The 16423-nt window shown below is 64.7% G+C and carries 10 protein-coding genes; 8 read left to right on the forward strand and 2 right to left on the reverse strand.

The features are described 5' to 3' along the window. Positions 1 to 286: 286 nt before the first annotated feature. Positions 287 to 3301, forward strand: a complete 3015-nt coding sequence (locus HHL26_RS11820; protein ID WP_066553175.1) for a TonB-dependent receptor — start codon at positions 287 to 289, stop codon at positions 3299 to 3301. Positions 3302 to 3380: 79 nt separating this feature from the next. Here the strand turns inward: HHL26_RS11820 and clpB are convergent, their stop codons facing one another. Then, a complete protein-coding gene (clpB, locus tag HHL26_RS11825) occupies positions 3381 to 5960 on the reverse strand; it encodes an ATP-dependent chaperone ClpB (protein ID WP_066553184.1) in 2580 nt (859 codons plus the stop codon). Positions 5961 to 6188: 228 nt separating this feature from the next. Continuing rightward, positions 6189 to 7823, reverse strand: coding sequence for a M28 family metallopeptidase (locus tag HHL26_RS11830; RefSeq protein WP_066553187.1), 1635 nt, complete (start codon positions 7821 to 7823; stop codon positions 6189 to 6191). 148 nt (positions 7824 to 7971) lie between these two features. Here HHL26_RS11830 and HHL26_RS11835 point away from each other — a divergent pair, with 148 nt between their 5' ends. From HHL26_RS11835 to HHL26_RS11865, 7 genes are all read left to right on the forward strand, one after another. Then, positions 7972 to 10842 carry a pitrilysin family protein gene (locus HHL26_RS11835; RefSeq protein WP_066553189.1) on the forward strand — a complete coding sequence of 957 codons (2871 nt, stop codon included), beginning with the start codon at positions 7972 to 7974 and terminating at the stop codon, positions 10840 to 10842. A gap of 23 nt (positions 10843 to 10865) precedes the next feature. After that, entirely contained in the window at positions 10866 to 11168 is a 303-nt protein-coding gene (locus HHL26_RS11840) for a hypothetical protein (RefSeq protein WP_066553190.1), read from the forward strand. A gap of 166 nt (positions 11169 to 11334) precedes the next feature. Next, positions 11335 to 11784, forward strand: a complete 450-nt coding sequence (locus HHL26_RS11845) for a MarR family transcriptional regulator (RefSeq protein WP_066553191.1) — start codon at positions 11335 to 11337, stop codon at positions 11782 to 11784. A 42-nt stretch (positions 11785 to 11826) separates the two neighbouring features. Beyond that, positions 11827 to 13887 carry an FUSC family protein gene (locus HHL26_RS11850; RefSeq protein ID WP_169576120.1) on the forward strand — a complete coding sequence of 687 codons (2061 nt, stop codon included), beginning with the start codon at positions 11827 to 11829 and terminating at the stop codon, positions 13885 to 13887. Then, positions 13884 to 14099: a DUF1656 domain-containing protein gene (locus HHL26_RS11855; protein ID WP_020817535.1), complete on the forward strand. Its 216-nt coding sequence runs from the start codon at positions 13884 to 13886 to the stop codon at positions 14097 to 14099. Before HHL26_RS11850 ends, HHL26_RS11855 begins: the two co-directional genes overlap by 4 nt. After that, on the forward strand, positions 14096 to 14998 hold the full coding sequence (locus tag HHL26_RS11860; RefSeq protein ID WP_066553193.1) for an efflux RND transporter periplasmic adaptor subunit: 903 nt from the start codon (positions 14096 to 14098) through the stop codon (positions 14996 to 14998). The genes HHL26_RS11855 and HHL26_RS11860 overlap by 4 nt, the downstream gene beginning before the upstream one ends. Beyond that, positions 14991 to 16412: an efflux transporter outer membrane subunit gene (locus tag HHL26_RS11865; RefSeq protein ID WP_066553201.1), complete on the forward strand. Its 1422-nt coding sequence runs from the start codon at positions 14991 to 14993 to the stop codon at positions 16410 to 16412. The genes HHL26_RS11860 and HHL26_RS11865 overlap by 8 nt, the downstream gene beginning before the upstream one ends. Positions 16413 to 16423 lie beyond the last annotated feature (11 nt).

The following is a 16423-nucleotide window of genomic DNA, read 5'->3' on the forward strand; positions in this document are numbered from 1 at the left end:
GTTTTCGCGCACCGAAATGCGAAAGTTTTTCCCGGAAACTCGGGCCTGCAACAATGTTGTTATACGGCTGTTCAATCGCCATTTTGTGCGATTGTGGCATATTTACTACAGTTTCCGCCAAATGCGATTTCCGACCCCAGAGCCTGCTTTACACTCATAAAACGACTGCGCAGAGTAACCCGCAGTACGTGTGAAGAGGGTTTGCTGTCGGGCTCTTTTCGCTCTCTTCACGCGTCAAAAAAGCGCGCGGTGCAGTCCGCGAACCTCCAGAGCAAGGGACTGGATAGTGAAGACCATAACCAAGATCGGGCTGCGCGGTGGCGCGGCTCTTCAGGCGTTGACTCTCGTCGGCGCGGGCCTCGCGGCATTCTCCGCACCCGCTTTCGCCCAGGATGCAGCGCAGGGCGCCAATTCGGATGCAGGCGATGTCATCGTCGTCACCGGGTCCATCATCCGCCGTACCGATGCCGAAACGCCTTCGCCGGTCACAACCGTTTCGGTCGAAAATCTCGACAAGCGCGGCATCAGCACGGTTCAGGAAGGTCTGCAGCGGATTGCCGCTAATAATGGCCCGGCGCTGACCAACAGTTTCTCGGCCAATGGCGCGTTCGCCGCCGGTGCTTCGGCTGTGTCGCTGCGCGGCCTGTCGACCAACTCGACGCTGGTTCTGTTCGACGGCATGCGCGCCGCTTATTATCCGCTTTCGGATGACGGCACGCGCAACTTCGTCGATCTGAACACCATCCCGGACGATATCGTCGACCATATCGAAGTGGTCCGTGACGGCGCCTCTTCCGTCTATGGCGCGGACGCCATTGCGGGCGTGGTCAACGTCATCACCAAGAAGAATTTCAAGGGCATTTCGGGTCGCGTCGAAAGCGGCATTTCCAGCCGTGGCGATGGCCAGCAATATCGCCTGTCGATGACCGCCGGCACCGGCGATCTCGATGACAATGGCTATAATGCTTATGTCAGCGGCTTCTACTATAACAGCAAGCAACTGAAGAACGACCAGCGCCGCTATCCCTACAATACCGACGACTATCGCAACATCTGCCATGACGGCGTCTGCGGTCCGAACAATATCGTTGACGGTCTGGACGGCGACGGCGCCTATCCAGGCTTCAGCCCGGTTGTGACCAACACCGGCAGCACCTTGTTCGTGCGTCGGGCCGATGCCCTGACCGGCACGCAGAGCGGCCGCTATCAGTTGCTTAACCCGGCCGTTGCCTGTCAGCGCGGCAGCCTCTACAATCTGACGGGTGCCGAACTGGCTGATCCGGCCAACGCCGCCGCCCCGACCACCGTATGTCAGGAAGACCTGACCAAGAATTACGGCGTCATCAACCCGGATATCGAGCGTTACGGCCTGTCGGCCCGTTTCACCGCCCGCGTCGGTGATTCGAGCGAAGCCTATGCCGAGTTCAACTTCCTGACCACCAAGGTCGCCTATGACGGCCTGCCCAGCACGCTTCGTGCGAACGCGCCAGCGCCCTTCTACTTCCCGCGCTACAGCACCTCGGGCAACGTCGCTTATTATGGCAACAACAACATCCTGCAATTGCCGGTCTATGTCTGCCCGCGCGGAACGACCGTCGCCTGCACGGCTGCCAATGGCACGCTGAACCCGAACAACCCGTTTGCGGCCGCAGGCCAGAAGGCGGCGTTGATCGGCCGTCTGCCCAACTCGATCGAGCATGATGAATCGCGTACCCGCGCCTATCGCGGTGCGCTCGGCATCAAGGGCCCGATCAACGACAAGTGGAGCTATCAGGTCGACGCGACCGCGATGCACATGGATCTGCGCCGCAAGTCGGACGGCTATGTCTACATCCAGCACCTGCTGGACGTGATCGCGGATGGCAGCTTCAACTTCCTGAATCCTAACGCCAACAGCCAGGCGAGCATGGATTATCTGATGCCGACGGCAATCGCCAATTCGACGTCGGACATGGTTCAGGTTCAGGGTGCGGTCCAGGGCGAACTGTTCGACCTGCCGGGCGGCCCGCTGCAGTTCGCCGCGGGCGTGTCGTTCCGCTATGAAGCGATCGACTCTCCGTCGATCAACTCCGATATCAATGGCGGCACGGAGCGCTATTATCGTTTGAACGGTTTCGCCGTGAAGGGTGATCGCCGGGTCTATTCGGCCTTTGCGGAACTTACGGCTCCCATCATCGACCAGGTCGAAGTCGATGCGTCGGGCCGGTATGACCGTTATTCGGGTGGTCTCGACAATTTCTCGCCGAAGATCGGCGTGAAGGTGAAGCCGATCAAGGAAGTGCTGCTGCGCGGCACCTTCTCGAAGGGCTTCCGCGTTCCGAGCTTCGGTGAAGCGAATGCGACCTTCCCGACGACGGGCTTCGTCACCAACAACCAGAGCCTGTTCAACGACACCTATCTGGCGCAATATGGCTGCACGGTCGCGACCTTCAGCTCGTGCCCGCAATATATCCGCAGCGGCAGCTATGGCGCGACCTCGCTCGCCAATCCGGAGCTGAAGGCGGAAAAGTCGCGCAGCTTCACGGCCGGTATCCTGGTCGAGCCGATGCGGGGCGTGTCCTTCTCGGTCGACTATTACAACATCAAGAAGACGGGCGCGATCACCACGGCCGACAACACCCCGGCGTTGCAGGCCTATTATGCGGGTCTGCCGATCCCGGCAGGCTTCAACGTCATCGAAGACGTGCCCATCGCGCCGGGCGATCCGCGCCAGCCGCGCGTTGCCTTTGTCCAGTCGGGCTTCATCAACGCCAACACCATCAAGTCGGAAGGCCTGGACTTCGAAGCCAATATCGATCTGCCGGTCGCCGAGGGCATCCGTTGGAACAGCTCGCTGCAAGCCAGCTACATCCTGCGTCTGGAAACCGAATTTCCCGACGGTTCGGTGGAACGCTATGACGGCACGCTCGGCAACTTCAACCTGACCGCCGGTTCGGGCACGCCCAAGTGGCGCGGCACCTGGACCAACACGCTTGACTTTGGCGGTTTCGCGCTCAGCGGTACGGCCAACTTCTTCGGCGGTTACGACACGTCGGCGATGGACCAGGGCACCGGCTACAAGGATTGCGGCCTGAACGACGGCTCGCTGCCTTGCCGGGTGAAGGACTACATCACCTTCGATCTCAATGCGCAGGTCAAGGTGACGGACCGCTTCACCTTCTACGCCAACATGCTGAACGTGTTCGACAAGCTGCCTCCGATCGACACGATCACCTATGGCGCCCATGCCTACAACCCGGTTCAGGGTGGCGAAGGCATATTGGGCCGCTATTTCCGCATCGGCGCGAAGTTCAACTACTGATCTTCCCCGTCCTTCGGACAGAAAAGAAGGGGCGCTTCCATCGGGAAGCGCCCCTTTTTCTTGGTTCGGCGAAAGAAGATCAGCCGATGCTGAGCTTCAACGCACCATCGCCTTCATCGACGCGAACGGTCGAACCATCCGGCACCTCGCCGCGCAGGATGAGGTCGGCCAGCGGGTCTTGCAGATAGCGCTGCACCGCGCGCTTGAGCGGCCTTGCGCCATAGACCGGATCATAACCGACCCGCCCCAGCCACGCCCGCGCGCCATCGGTCAGGTCGAGCGTCACCTTGCGATCCTTCAGCAGCTTGCCGATGCGCGCGACCTGGATGTCCACGATCGGCGCCATGTGGGCGGCGCCCAGGCGGTGAAACAGGATCACTTCGTCCAGGCGGTTCAGGAATTCCGGCCGGAAATGCGCCCGGACGATGTCCATCACCTGATCCTCGACCTTCTCGACCGGCTCGTCGTCGGCCAGGCTGGCGATGAACTGGCTGCCCAGATTCGACGTCAGTACGATGATCGTGTTGGTGAAGTCCACCGTCCGACCCTGGCCATCGGTCAGGCGGCCGTCGTCCAGCACCTGCAGCAGCACGTTGAACACATCGCTGTGCGCCTTTTCGACCTCGTCGAACAGGACGACCTGATAGGGACGGCGGCGCACGGCTTCGGTGAGCACGCCGCCTTCCTCATAGCCGACATAGCCCGGAGGTGCGCCGATCAGCCGGGCGACGCTGTGCTTCTCCATGAACTCGCTCATGTCGATGCGCACCATCGCGCTGTCGTCGTCGAACAGGAAGCCCGCGAGCGCCTTGGTCAGTTCCGTCTTGCCGACGCCTGTCGGGCCAAGGAAGAGGAATGAACCCAAGGGCCGGTTCGGATCCTGCAATCCCGCACGGCTGCGGCGCACTGCGGTAGCGACGGCCTTCACCGCATCGGCCTGACCGATGACGCGCTTGGCCAGTTCCGCTTCCATGGCGAGCAGCTTTTCGCGCTCGCCTTCCAGCATCCTGTCGACGGGGATGCCGGTCCAGCGGGAGACGACCGAGGCGATATCCTCGCTCGTCACTTCTTCGCGCAGCATCGCGCCCTGGGTGACATTCTGCGCTTCGGCCAGCTTGCGCTCCAGTTCGGGGATGCGGCCATAGGCCAGCTCCCCCGCCTTGGCGAGATCACCGGCACGCTGCGCCTGCTCCAGTTCGACGCGGGCGGCGTCCAACTGTTCCTTGAGCTTGCTTTCGCCCGCAATTTTGTCCTTCTCCGCCTGCCAGCGCTGGGTGAGTTCGGCCGACTGCTGTTCGAGGTTGGCGAGGTCTTCCTCCAGCGCGGCGAGACGGTCCGCCGAGGCCTTGTCGGTCTCCTTCCTGAGCGCTTCCCGCTCGATCTTGAGCTGGATGATGCGGCGGTCGAGCGTCTCGATCTCCTCGGGCTTGCTCTCCACCTCCATGCGCAGGCGGCTGGCGGCTTCGTCCATCAGGTCGATGGCCTTGTCGGGCAGGAAGCGGTCGGTGATGTAGCGGTTGGAGAGCGTCGCCGCCGACACGATCGCGCCGTCGGTGATCCGCACGCCATGGTGCAACTCATATTTCTCCTTGAGGCCGCGCAGGATGGAGATGGTGTCCTCCACCGTCGGCTCGCCCACGAAGACGGGCTGGAAGCGCCGCTGGAGCGCGGCGTCTTTCTCGACATATTTGCGATATTCGTCGAGCGTGGTCGCGCCGATGCAGTGCAGTTCGCCGCGCGCCAGAGCGGGTTTGAGCAGATTGCCCGCGTCCATCGCGCCCTCGGACTTTCCCGCGCCGATCAGCGTGTGCATCTCGTCGATGAAGAGGACGATCTGGCCTTCCGCGCCCTTCACCTCGTCCAGCACGCCTTTGAGGCGCTCCTCGAACTCGCCGCGATATTTGGCGCCCGCGATCAGGCTGCCCATGTCGAGCGCCATCAGCGTGCGGTCCTTCAGCGTATCGGGCACGTCGCCATTGGCGATGCGCAGCGCCAGACCCTCGGCAATGGCGGTCTTGCCCACACCGGGGTCGCCGATGAGGACGGGGTTGTTCTTGGTGCGGCGGGCAAGGATCTGGATGGTCCGCCGGATTTCCTCGTCGCGGCCGATCACCGGGTCGAGCTTGCCCATGCGCGCCGCTTCGGTCAGGTCGCGGGCGAATTTCTTGAGCGCGTCATAGCGATCTTCCGCGCCCGCCGTGTCGGCGGTGCGGCCGCCGCGCAGATTGTTGATCGCGGCGTTGAGCGCTTCGGCCTTCACGCCCGCAGAGCTGAGCGCCTTGCCCGCCGCCGTGGTGGTGGCGAGCGTCAGCGCCAGCAGCAACCGCTCGACCGTGACGAAGCTGTCGCCCGCCTTGGTCGCCACCTGCTCTGCACTGTCCAGCACGCGCACGGCGTCATTGTCCAGGCCGGGCGTCTGCTGCGCGCCGCTGCCGGACACGGACGGCACCTTGGCCAGCGCCGCGTCGGTTTCGCGCAGCGCCACGCCGGCATCGCCGCCTGCCGCTTTGATCAGGCCGGACGCCATGCCCTGCTGGTCCTCCAGCAGCGCCTTCAACAGATGCTCCGGGCTGATGCGCTGATGGCTCATCCGGATCGCGACAGTCTGCGCCGACTGGAGAAAGCCCTTGGCGCGGTCAGTGAATTTTTCGAGGTTCATCAGAGTCCTCTTTCTGGAATTTGGCCCTTCGTGAAGCTGGCCCCGATGTAATGTTGCATAAAAGCAACACAAGATGCCCTACGCAAATATCCTTAGGGCGCTTTCGGCCTCTCCACGTTCGCCCTGAGCGAAGTCGAAGGGCAAGGCTGAGCTTGTCGAAGCCTTCGCTATGCTCAGGTCAGGGCTTCGACTTCGCTCAGCCCGAACGGGGGAGGGATTATTCCGTTTCTATGGCTTCACCGCCTTGAGCGCATCCGGTGCAAAGGCGTTCCCGAAGAAATCGCCCTTATACCAGCGCGGCGCCTCCTGTTCATCGGCAATCTCGCGGGCGATGGCATAGTTCACCTTGGCGAATTTGGCGGCGGCTTCCCAATGGAAGGGCAGGCTCATCTGGTCGGAAGGCTGGTGATAGTCGGTCTTGAGGAAATGCTCGAAGGCCTCCTTCCCCGGTCCGGCGAACCCGGTCATCAGGAACACCGCAGGCACCCCCTCCTGCACGAAGCGATAATGGTCGGATCGGGTGAACAGCCCCTCGGCGGGCAGCGGATCGGGCGAGAGCGAAACACCCTCCGCTCTGGCTGCCTTGGCGACGATGGGACCGAGGGTCGAATGTTCGGCGCCGAACGCCACCACATCCTGAAAATCATAGGTCAGGATCGGCATGTCGAGATTGACCACGCCGACCAGTCTGGCGCCCGCTGGCAATACCGGGTTTTTGGCCAGATATTGCGAGCCGAGCAGCCCGTCCTCCTCCGCCGTCACCGCCGCGAACAGGATGGAGCGTTTCGGCCGCTCGCCGCTTTCCGCAAAGGCCTTCGCCACCGCCAGCATGGTCGCCACGCCCGAGGCATTGTCCATCGCGCCATTATAGACCTTGTCCGGCCCCTTGGCGTCTTCCTTGACCCCCAGATGGTCGAGATGCGCCATCAGCAGCACATATTCATGGGCAAGCGCCGGGTCGGAGCCGGGCAGCACCGCCAGCACATTGCGGCTGGGCGCCGTCTCGACGGAGCTGGCGCGGTCGATGCGGATGCTTTGCTTGAGCGCGAAGCCCTTGGGCCGCGCGCCCTTCTTTTCGGCCTGCGCGCGGATCATGGCGAGGCTCTTGCCCGATCCGGCCAGCAGCGCCTCGGCGGCGGCCCCGGTCACGGTGCCGGTGCCGCGAATGGCAGGGGTGCGGACATAGGGCTGACCAGACTTGTCGATCCAGCTCACCATCGGGCTCTGCGCCCGTTCACGCAGCTTGTCCCAGGGCGTGCGGGCCAGCATGCTGGCGCTGGGAATGGTGATAAGGCCGATGGCGCCGGCCTGTTGCGCGGCCAATGACTTTTCGGCGGCCAGATGCGCGCCGATCTCGCTCGGCATGCCGACAGGGGAACCCGAAAGCGCGACCGCGAACTTGCCCTTAAGGTCTAGGCCCGCATAGTCGTTGATCTTCTCGCGATCGGATTTCAGGCCATAGCCGACGAACACCGCCTGCGCTTCGATGCTTTGCCGCGGTTCGCGGCCGAAGGCGCCGATTGCGACATCATCGCCATTGGCGAAGCGCCTGCCGCCGATGGTGAGCGAGGGGGTGGACGCCTTGTCGAGCCGTGCGACGGCGAGGGTCACCGGCTGATACCAGCTATTCGGCAAGGCCTGTTGCAGACCCAGCGTCTCGAACCGCGCGGCGACATAGCGGGCGGCGATGTCATAGCCGCGCGTGCCGGCATCGCGCCCTTCCAGCAGGTCGTCGGCCAGAAAGCCGATATCGGCGCGGATGGCTTCTCCGGTGATGGCGGGTGCGGCTTGGGCGGAGGCGAGGCTGGGGGTGGCGAGCGTAAGGGCGAGGGAGGAAGCGAAAGCGAAGGAGCGCAGGCGCATCGGGTGCGGAACCTCTCTTTATGGTTGGAAGGGGAGCCTAACGCGCTGGTTTCGCCTGTCCAGCCGCCTCTTCTGCCCACATGCGTATTGCGCGTCTAAAACGCCTCGCTATGCTGCCGGCCAATCCATTGACCATCATGAGGCGCCCATGACTCTTTCCCCTTTTTCTCGCCGGGTAGCCCTGATGCTCGGCCTGTCTTCGCTTGCCCTCATGCCGACGGCGCAGGCGCTGGCGGCGCCCAAGGCCGCCAGCGTGGCCGCGCCCGCGCCGCTTTCCAGCCTGGTGGCGGCGGTGGACATTCCCTATGAGGAATTCACGCTGAAAAACGGCCTGCGCGTCATCGTCCATAGCGACCGCAAGGCTCCGGTGGTCGGGGTGTCGATCTGGTATCATGTCGGCTCGCGTTTCGAACCCGTGGGCAAGACCGGGTTCGCCCATCTGTTCGAGCATCTCATGTTCTACGGCTCTGAAAATGCCGACGGGCCGTTTTTCGGACGGCTGGAGGATATCGGCGCGACCGACTGGAACGGGACGACCTGGTTCGACCGCACCAATTATTTCGAGACGGTGCCGACCGGCGCGCTCGACCGGGCGTTGTTCCTGGAATCGGACCGCATGGGACATCTGCTGGGCGCCGTCACCCAGACCAAGCTCGATGCGCAGCGCAGCGTTGTGCAGAATGAAAAGCGCATGGGCGAGAATGAGCCCTATGGCCTGGTCGAATATGCGCAACTCGCCGCGATGCTGCCGGAGGGGCACCCCTATCGCCACTCGACCATCGGTTCGATGGCGGATTTGAACGCGGCGAGCCTTGCCGACGTGCAGAACTGGTTCAAGACGCATTATGGCCCGAATAACGCCGTGCTGGTGCTAGCGGGCGACATCGACGTGCCGACCGCCAAGGCCAAGGTCGAAAAATGGTTCGGCAACATTCCCGCCGGCCCCGCGCCCAAGGATGTGGATGCGACGGTGCCGACGCTTGGGCAAGATGTCGAGAAGGTGATGCACGACAATGTCGCCGCGACCCGGCTCTACCGCAACTGGATCGTGCCGGGGGTGAATTCGGACGATCTGACGCCGCTCAATCTGGCGATGGCGGTGTTCGGCGGCCTCAGCTCCTCGCGGCTCGACAATATTCTGGTGCGGGATGAGAAGGTGGCGGTTGGCGTCAAGGCCAGCATCCAGCCGTTTGAGAAGCTTTCGCTCGCGGAGATTACCGTGGACGTGAAGCCGGGACAGGATCCGGTGGCCGTCGGCAAGCGGCTTGACCAGCTTCTGGCCGACTATCTCGCCAAGGGTCCGTCCGCCGACGAGGTGCAGCGCGCCGCGACGCAGCAGCTTTCGGGGACCATCGGCGGACTGGAGAAGGTCGGAGGCTTCAGCGGCAAGGCGGTGACGCTGGCCGAGGGCGCCGTCTATTCCAACGATCCGGCCAAATATAAGAAGGACTTGGCCGCCGCCGCCGCCGCCACGCCGCAATCGGTGAGCGAGGCTGCGCGCAAATGGCTGGGAAGGCCTGTGTTCCGCCTGACCGTGGCGCCGGGCGAACGTTCGGCGGAGGATAATGCGCTGGCGGGCAACGCGACCCATCATCCGGCCTATTTCCGCGATCCGAAGAAACCCGCTCCGGTCGCGGCGACCCCGCCGCCGCCAACGAAGATCGCGGAACCGGGGATCGAGCCGGTCAAGGATCTGGAGTTCCCGGCGGTCGAGCATGCGACCTTGAAGAACGGCATTCCCATCGTCTTCGCGCGCCGGGCGACGGTGCCGGTGGTGCGGGTTTCTGTCTCCTTCGACGCGGGCAACGCCGCCGATGACAAGGCGAAGCTGGGCACGGCGGGTCTGACCACGGCGCTGCTGGACGAAGGCACGACCACCCGCAGTTCGGTGCAGATCGCGGAGGAGCAGGAGCGGCTGGGCGCCTCGATCAGCGCGGGCAATGGCATGGATGCCACCAATGTCGGCCTTTATGCGCTGAAGCCCAATCTGGACGCGTCGCTCGGCCTGCTGGCCGATGTGATCCGCAACCCGGCCTTCGCGCCGACCGAGGTGGAGCGTCTGCGCGGGCAGGTACTCACCCGGATCGCGGCGGAAAAGACCGAGCCGATGCCGATCGCGCAGCGCCTGCTGCCGCCGTTGCTCTATGGGCAGGCGCATCCCTATGGCATCCCCTTCACAGGCTCCGGCACGGAAAGCGGGGTCAAGGCGGTGACGCGGGCCGATCTGGTCGCCTTCCATGACAAATGGCTGCGGCCCGACAATGCGACCATCTTCGTGACCGGCGATACCACGCTGGCCGATGTGATGCCGCTGCTGGAAAAGCGCTTCGGGGACTGGAAAGCGCCCAAGGTCGCCAAGGGCGCCAAGCTTTTCCGCATGGACCGCATGATGCGCCCGTCGCGCATCATCCTGGTCGACAAGCCGCAAAGCCCGCAGTCGATGATCCTCGCCGGCCTGCTCACCAACAAGGCAGGCACAGACAATCCGGTGACGCTGCTGACCGCCAATGAAGTGCTGGGCGGCAGTTCCACCTCCCGCCTGATCATGGACCTGCGCGAGAGCAAGGGCTGGGCCTATTATGCGGGCAGCGCGCTGCCCGGCGTCAAGGAGACGATCCCGCTGCTGGTCTATGCCCCGGTGCAGACCGACAAGACCGGCGAGTCCATCGTCGCCGCGCGCAAGGACATCAGCGATTTCCTGACGGCCAAGGGCACGACCGAGGCGGAACGCAACCAGACGATCAATAGCCAGATCCTGTCGCTCCCGGGCAGCTTCGAAACCTCGTCCGACCTGCTGGGGGCGATGATGCGCAACCGGATGCTGGGACGGCCGGACGACTATTATGCCAGCCTGCCGGGTGTCTATCGGGCGATGACGGCGACCGACCTCGATAAGGCGGCGCGGGAGGCGATCAATCCCGACCGGCTGATCTGGGTGGTCGTGGGCGATGCGAAACTGGTGAAACCACAGCTTGACGCGGTTGGCCTTCCCGTCGAGATGGGCACATTGGCCGACTGACGATTACGTAAAGGAGAAGTGCTATGGCAGCAGTGGACGGTGCCTATGATTGCGTGGCGAAGACCCCGATGGGCGACCAGAATGGCGTGCTGACCGTCATCAGCGCGGGCGAAAGCTTTCACGGCACCTTTGCGGGGATGATGGGCTCGCTCGACGTGGCTGAAGGCAAGGTAGAAGGCAACAAGCTGAGCTGGAAGATGAACATGACCATCCCCATGCCGATGACGCTGGAATGCGAGGCTGAGGTGAGCGGGGACAGCATCACCGGCACGATGCAGCTTGGGGCTTTCGGCGCAGCGGGCTTTTCGGGCACGCGCCGGGGCTGAGGATCACATTTGCCCATCTTCGTCATTCCCGCCTTCGCGGGAATGACGGTTGGGTAATGGGGCTGGAGGCAGGAAAATCTCCGGCCTTTTTCGTAACTTGGGGAAATGCAGTATCAAATTGCAACGACTCTCTTGACGAAAGACATTAGTTAGCTATCTAAGAAAAATGTCTCGATCGGAGTTGAAGCGCGTCTTGGCGCATAAAATGCCCCAGGTGGCGCGTCAGTGGCGGCAATTGGCCGATCTGGCGCTGGCCGAATTCGGCGTCTCGAACAGCGCGGGCTGGTGCCTGATCTATCTCGACCGGCTGGGACCGGACATTCGGCAGGCCGACCTGGCCGAGGAACTGGGCATCACCCAACCCTCGCTGGTGCGGACGCTGGACCAGTTGCAGGCGGCGGGACTTGTCGAGCGCGTGCCCAATCCGGATGATCGGCGCTCGAACCGAGTCGCCTTCATGCCGGAGGGTCAGGAACTGGTAGGGCAGATCGAAGCCAAGTTGGGGAATTTGCGGCGCGAGTTGCTGGATGGCGTGCCCGACGCCGCGATCGAGATCATCGTCAACCTGCTGAGCCTGCTGGAACGGCGCATGGCCGAGCGGCGGGGGCAGTCGTGATGAGTGGCCTGATGTGGGGTGGCTTGGCATGCGAGCGTTGAGATGAACGCCTTTGGCGAGCGCATCGGCGGGCCCGCCGCGCTCTTTTCCCTGAAATGCTTCGCGGCGGCGATGCTGGCGCTCTATGTCGCGCTCAGCATCGGGCTGGAGCGGCCCTATTGGGCGTTCTTGACCAGCTATATCGTCGCCCAGCCGTTGGCCGGCGCGGTGATTTCCAAGGCGGTGTTTCGCGTCATCGGCACGTTGACCGGCGCGATCTTTTCTGTCGCCATCGTGCCGCCGCTGGTCAATGCGCCCGAACTGCTGTCGCTCGCCATGGCGCTGTGGATGGCGGCCTGCGTGTTCGTGTCGCTGCTCGACCGCACGCCGCGATCCTATATGTTCGTGCTGGCGGGCTATAGCGCCTGCCTGATCGTCTTTCCCGATGTCGACACGCCGCAGACCATCTTCACCGTGGCGACGCTGCGCGTGCAGGAAATCACCATCGGCATATTGTGCGGCAGCCTGATCCACGGCGTGGTTTTCCCCGGCTCCATCACCAATTTGCTGCTGGCGCGGGTGGAGGCGATGCTGCGCGATGCGGAGCGCTGGTCGCATGACGCCATTGCGCTGGAGCCGGTCGAAGGGTTGGAGCAGGAGCGCCGCCGCCTGGCGCAGGACATTACCGAGTTGCACCAGATGTCGGTGCACCTGCCCTTCGACATCAGCCGCCTAGCGCCCCGCGTGCGGACGGTTCGGGCGATGCAGGACCAGCTTTCCCTGCTGCTGCCGCTGGGCGCGGCGGTGGAGGACCGGCTGGCGATGCTGAAGGCGGCAAGCGGCGGAAAGGTGCCGCATGAGGTCGCAAGCCTGATAGCCGATGCGCGGGCCTGGATCGTGAATCCCGGCGAAGATATCGCCGCCCGCACCGCTGCGGCGGACGCGCTGATCGCTCACTGCGCCGCGCTGGAGCCGGCGGCGCGGGCGGAGATGGACTGGGCCGACATGATGCGCCTCAGCCTGTTTGCGCGACTGTCCGCCCTGATCGCGGCGCATCGCGATTGCCGCGATCTTTACGACCAGATGGTGACGCACAGGCGCGAGGCGGTCAGCCCCCGCGTCGGTGAATTGCTGGAGGGGCGGCGCAACCGTGAATTGCACAAGGATTATGCCGGGGCGGCGCGTGGGGCCTTCGGCGCCTTCATCACCGTGGCCGTGGGTTGCGCGCTATGGATCGGCAGCGGTTGGAGGGACGGCGGCAGCGCGGTGATGCTGGCGGGCGTGTTCCTCTCTCTGTTCGCGGCATCCGACAATCCGCTGGCGCCGCTCAAGGGCTTCATGATCGGCACTATCGCCGCCTCGCTGCTGGGGGCGATCTATGGCTATGTACTCATGCCGCGTCTGGACGGGTTCGCCATGCTGGCGGCGGCCTATGCGCCGATGCTGCTGCTGCTGGGGACGATGATGGCGTCGCCCCGTTGGGCCGGAATCGCGCTGCCCACGTTGCTGGGGCTGGGCAGTCCGGTGCTGCTGTCGGATCGGTACAGGGATGCCTTTGCCAGCTATGCCAACGGCACGGTGGCGCAGTTGGTCGGCCTCTGGTTCGCGATCATCATGACCGGGCTGTTGCAGTCGGCAGGCGTCGAACGGGCGATCCGGCGCACGGTGCGCGCGGGGTGGAACGATATCGCCAACCGCGCCACGCTGATGACGCCGCCCGATGTGCGCGGCTGGATCAACCGGATGCTGGACCGCATCGCCCTGCTCGCACCCCGTCTGGCGGCAACGCGGTCCGAGAGCGGGCAGCCGCTTTACGATGCGCTGCGCGACCTGCGGACGGGTGTCGCCATTGGCGAATTGCGGCAGTTGCGGCTGGACCTGCCCGCCGACGAAGCGGCGCCGCTGGCGGATGTGCTGACAGGCGTCAGCACGCATTATCGCGAGTTGGACCCGGATGCGCCCATGCCTGCCCGGTCCGCCCTGCTGGTCGATATCGACCAGGCGATCAGCGATCTGGCGCGCAATCCCAGCGCTCCGATCAGGCGGGAAGCCATACTCGGGCTGGTCAGCCTGCGCCGCAACCTGTTCCCTGAGAGCGAAGGCTATCGGAGAGTCGCCGCATGACCGGAGAAATCGCCCTGGGCGGCGTCTATGTGCCGACCCTTTTGTTGCTGGCGCTGGTCGCGCTGATCCTGAGCTGGGGCGTGACCCGGCTGATCGGCGCCTTCGGCCTTTATCGCTTTCTCGCCTATCGGGCGGCGGTCGACCTCAGCATTTTCGTGCTGATGCTGGGCGCGCTCGCCATTCTCGTTCCCACCCTTGGAATCCGCCTATGAACCGCCTTACTGCCAAGCTGATCAGGAGCACCGCCACCATCGTCATCGTCATCATTGCCGTGCTGGTGGCGGTGTGGATGTGGAACCATTATGAGCGCAGCCCCTGGACACGCGACGGGCGGGTGCGCGCCGATGTGGTACGGGTGACGCCCGATATCGGCGGCCTCGTCACCTCTGTCGCGGTGCATGACAATCAGGCGGTGACGGCGGGCGACCTGCTGTTCGTGATCGACCGGCCGCGCTATGCGCTGGCGCTGGAGCAGGCCGAGGCGCGGATCGCCAGCGCCAAGGCGACATTGGGCCAGGCGCGGCGGGAGGCGACACGCGACGTCGCGCTGGGCGACCTCGTCGCGAAGGAAGCGCATGAGCAGAATGTCGCGCGGGTGGCGACGGCGGAGGCTGCGCTGGCCGAGGCGATGAGCGCCCGGGACGCCGCTGCGCTCAACCTGAAGCGCACGCAGGTGGTGGCGTCGGTCAATGGTGTGGTCACGAATCTTGACCTGCATCCGGGCGATTTCGTCGCGGCGGGGCAGCAGGCCATGGCGCTGGTCGACCGCGACAGCCTGCGCGTCGAGGGCTATTTCGAGGAAACCAAGCTGCCGCTCGTATGCATCGGCGCGCCGGTGACGGTAAGGCTGATGGGCGAGGCGGAGGACCTGCATGGCCGGGTCGACAGCATCGCCTATGGCATCAATGATTCGAGCCGGAGCGACAGCGGCAATTTGCTGCCGACGGTCGAGCCTACCTTTTCCTGGGTGCGGCTGGCCCAGCGCATTCCGGTGCGGGTGAAACTGACCAAAGTGCCTGCGGAGGTGAAGCTGATTGCCGGGCGCACCGCCACGGTGACGATCGAACCGGCGAGGAAGGGCGCGAAGCCGGGGGCTTGCCACCATGCGTAAGAGGGGCTGGACGCCCTTGCTGGCTTTGGCGCTGGCGGCCTGCGCGACGGCGGGACCGGATTACCGGCCGCCGGAACAATCGGCCGCGACGGCTCCGGGTGCGCAGGGCGCCTTCCTGTCGGCGCAGGGGGCGGGTTTCAGCAATGCCGAGCTGCCCGACCATTGGTGGCGGCTCTATGATGATCCCAGGCTGGACGCGCTGGTCGAGCAGGCCCTGTCAGCCAATACCGACCTACGCGTGGCCGACGCGAATTTGATCGCGGCGGAAGCCGTGCTGCGCGAGGCGGAGGCGGGGCGGACGATCGGCACGGCGATCAGCGGCGGTGTGTCGCTGGCGCGGCCTTCGGGCACGGGCGAGAGCTTGCCGGGCGTGGTCGGCTATGATCTGGGCCTCGGCGCCTCCTATCCGCTCGATCTGAACGGTCGGATCAAGCGCGCGATCGAGGCGAGCACCGCCGATCTGGAAACGGTCGTGGCAGCGCGCGACTATGTGCGCGTCAGCGTCGCGGCGGCGACGGCCAAGGCCTATGCGCAGGTCTGCGCGGCCAATTATTCGCTGGCCGTCAACCGCCGGGTGGTCGCCTTGCAGCGCGAGACGCTCAATGCCACGCAGCGATTGTTCAAGGGCGGACGCGGCACGGCGTTCGACGTCAGCCGGGCGCGGGCGGCCGTCGATGCCAGCGAGGCGAGCCTGCCCGCTTTCGAGGCGCAGCGACAGAGCGGGTTGTACCTGCTGGCGACGCTGCTGGGGCGGGCGCCGGCGGATTATCCGAAGGAAGTGGAGGGTTGCGCATCCTTGCCGGTGCTGCATGCGCCGCTGCCGGTGGGCGACGGCGCGGCGCTGATCCGGCGGCGGCCCGATATCAGGCAGGTGGAACGAGAGATCGCCGCCGATACCGCCCGCGTCGGGGTGGCGACGGCGGACCTTTATCCGCAGATCAGCATCGGCGGATCGCTGGGGCTGGGCGGGCCGCTGAAAAGCTTCGGTTCGGGGACGAGCTTTGGCATGAGTCTGGGGCCGCTGCTAAGCTGGAGCTTCCCCAACCGGCCAGTGGTGAAGGCGCGGATCGCGCAGGCCGATGCGCAGGTGCAGGCTGATCTGGCGCGCTTCGACGGGACGGTGCTGGAGGCTTTGCGGCAGACGGAGACGGCGCTGGAAAGCTACCGCCGCCATGCCGAGCAGGCGGCTGCGCTCGACCGGGCGCGGGACAGCGCGGGGGTGTCGGCGGGGCAGGCTGGCAAGCTATTCCGCTTCGGGCGCGGGGATTTCCTGTCCTTGCTGGACGCGCAGCGGTCGCTGGCGGGTGCGGAGGCGTCGGCTGCGGCGGCGCGGGTGCAACTGGTGCAGGATCAGATCGCGATCTTCCTGGCGCTTGGGGGCGGGTGGTCGCGGAAGGATGACGGCGCTCGTTAGGCAGTCCGCTT

Origin of the sequence: Sphingobium sp. TB-6, from assembly GCF_012927365.1 — a bacterium.
Lineage (GTDB): Bacteria > Pseudomonadota > Alphaproteobacteria > Sphingomonadales > Sphingomonadaceae > Sphingobium.

Excerpts from the sequence above, each read along its gene's own strand:
- HHL26_RS11855 (WP_020817535.1), top strand. The coding sequence starts at position 13,884 with ATGACCGGAGAAATCGCCCTGGGCGGCGTCTATGTGCCGACCCTTTTG.
- HHL26_RS11830 (WP_066553187.1), bottom strand. The coding sequence starts at position 7,823 with ATGCGCCTGCGCTCCTTCGCTTTCGCTTCCTCCCTCGCCCTTACGCTC.
- HHL26_RS11865 (WP_066553201.1), top strand. The coding sequence starts at position 14,991 with ATGCGTAAGAGGGGCTGGACGCCCTTGCTGGCTTTGGCGCTGGCGGCC.
- clpB (WP_066553184.1), bottom strand. The coding sequence starts at position 5,960 with ATGAACCTCGAAAAATTCACTGACCGCGCCAAGGGCTTTCTCCAGTCG.
- HHL26_RS11845 (WP_066553191.1), top strand. The coding sequence starts at position 11,335 with ATGTCTCGATCGGAGTTGAAGCGCGTCTTGGCGCATAAAATGCCCCAG.
- HHL26_RS11835 (WP_066553189.1), top strand. The coding sequence starts at position 7,972 with ATGACTCTTTCCCCTTTTTCTCGCCGGGTAGCCCTGATGCTCGGCCTG.
- HHL26_RS11860 (WP_066553193.1), top strand. The coding sequence starts at position 14,096 with ATGAACCGCCTTACTGCCAAGCTGATCAGGAGCACCGCCACCATCGTC.
- HHL26_RS11850 (WP_169576120.1), top strand. The coding sequence starts at position 11,827 with ATGAACGCCTTTGGCGAGCGCATCGGCGGGCCCGCCGCGCTCTTTTCC.
- HHL26_RS11840 (WP_066553190.1), top strand. The coding sequence starts at position 10,866 with ATGGCAGCAGTGGACGGTGCCTATGATTGCGTGGCGAAGACCCCGATG.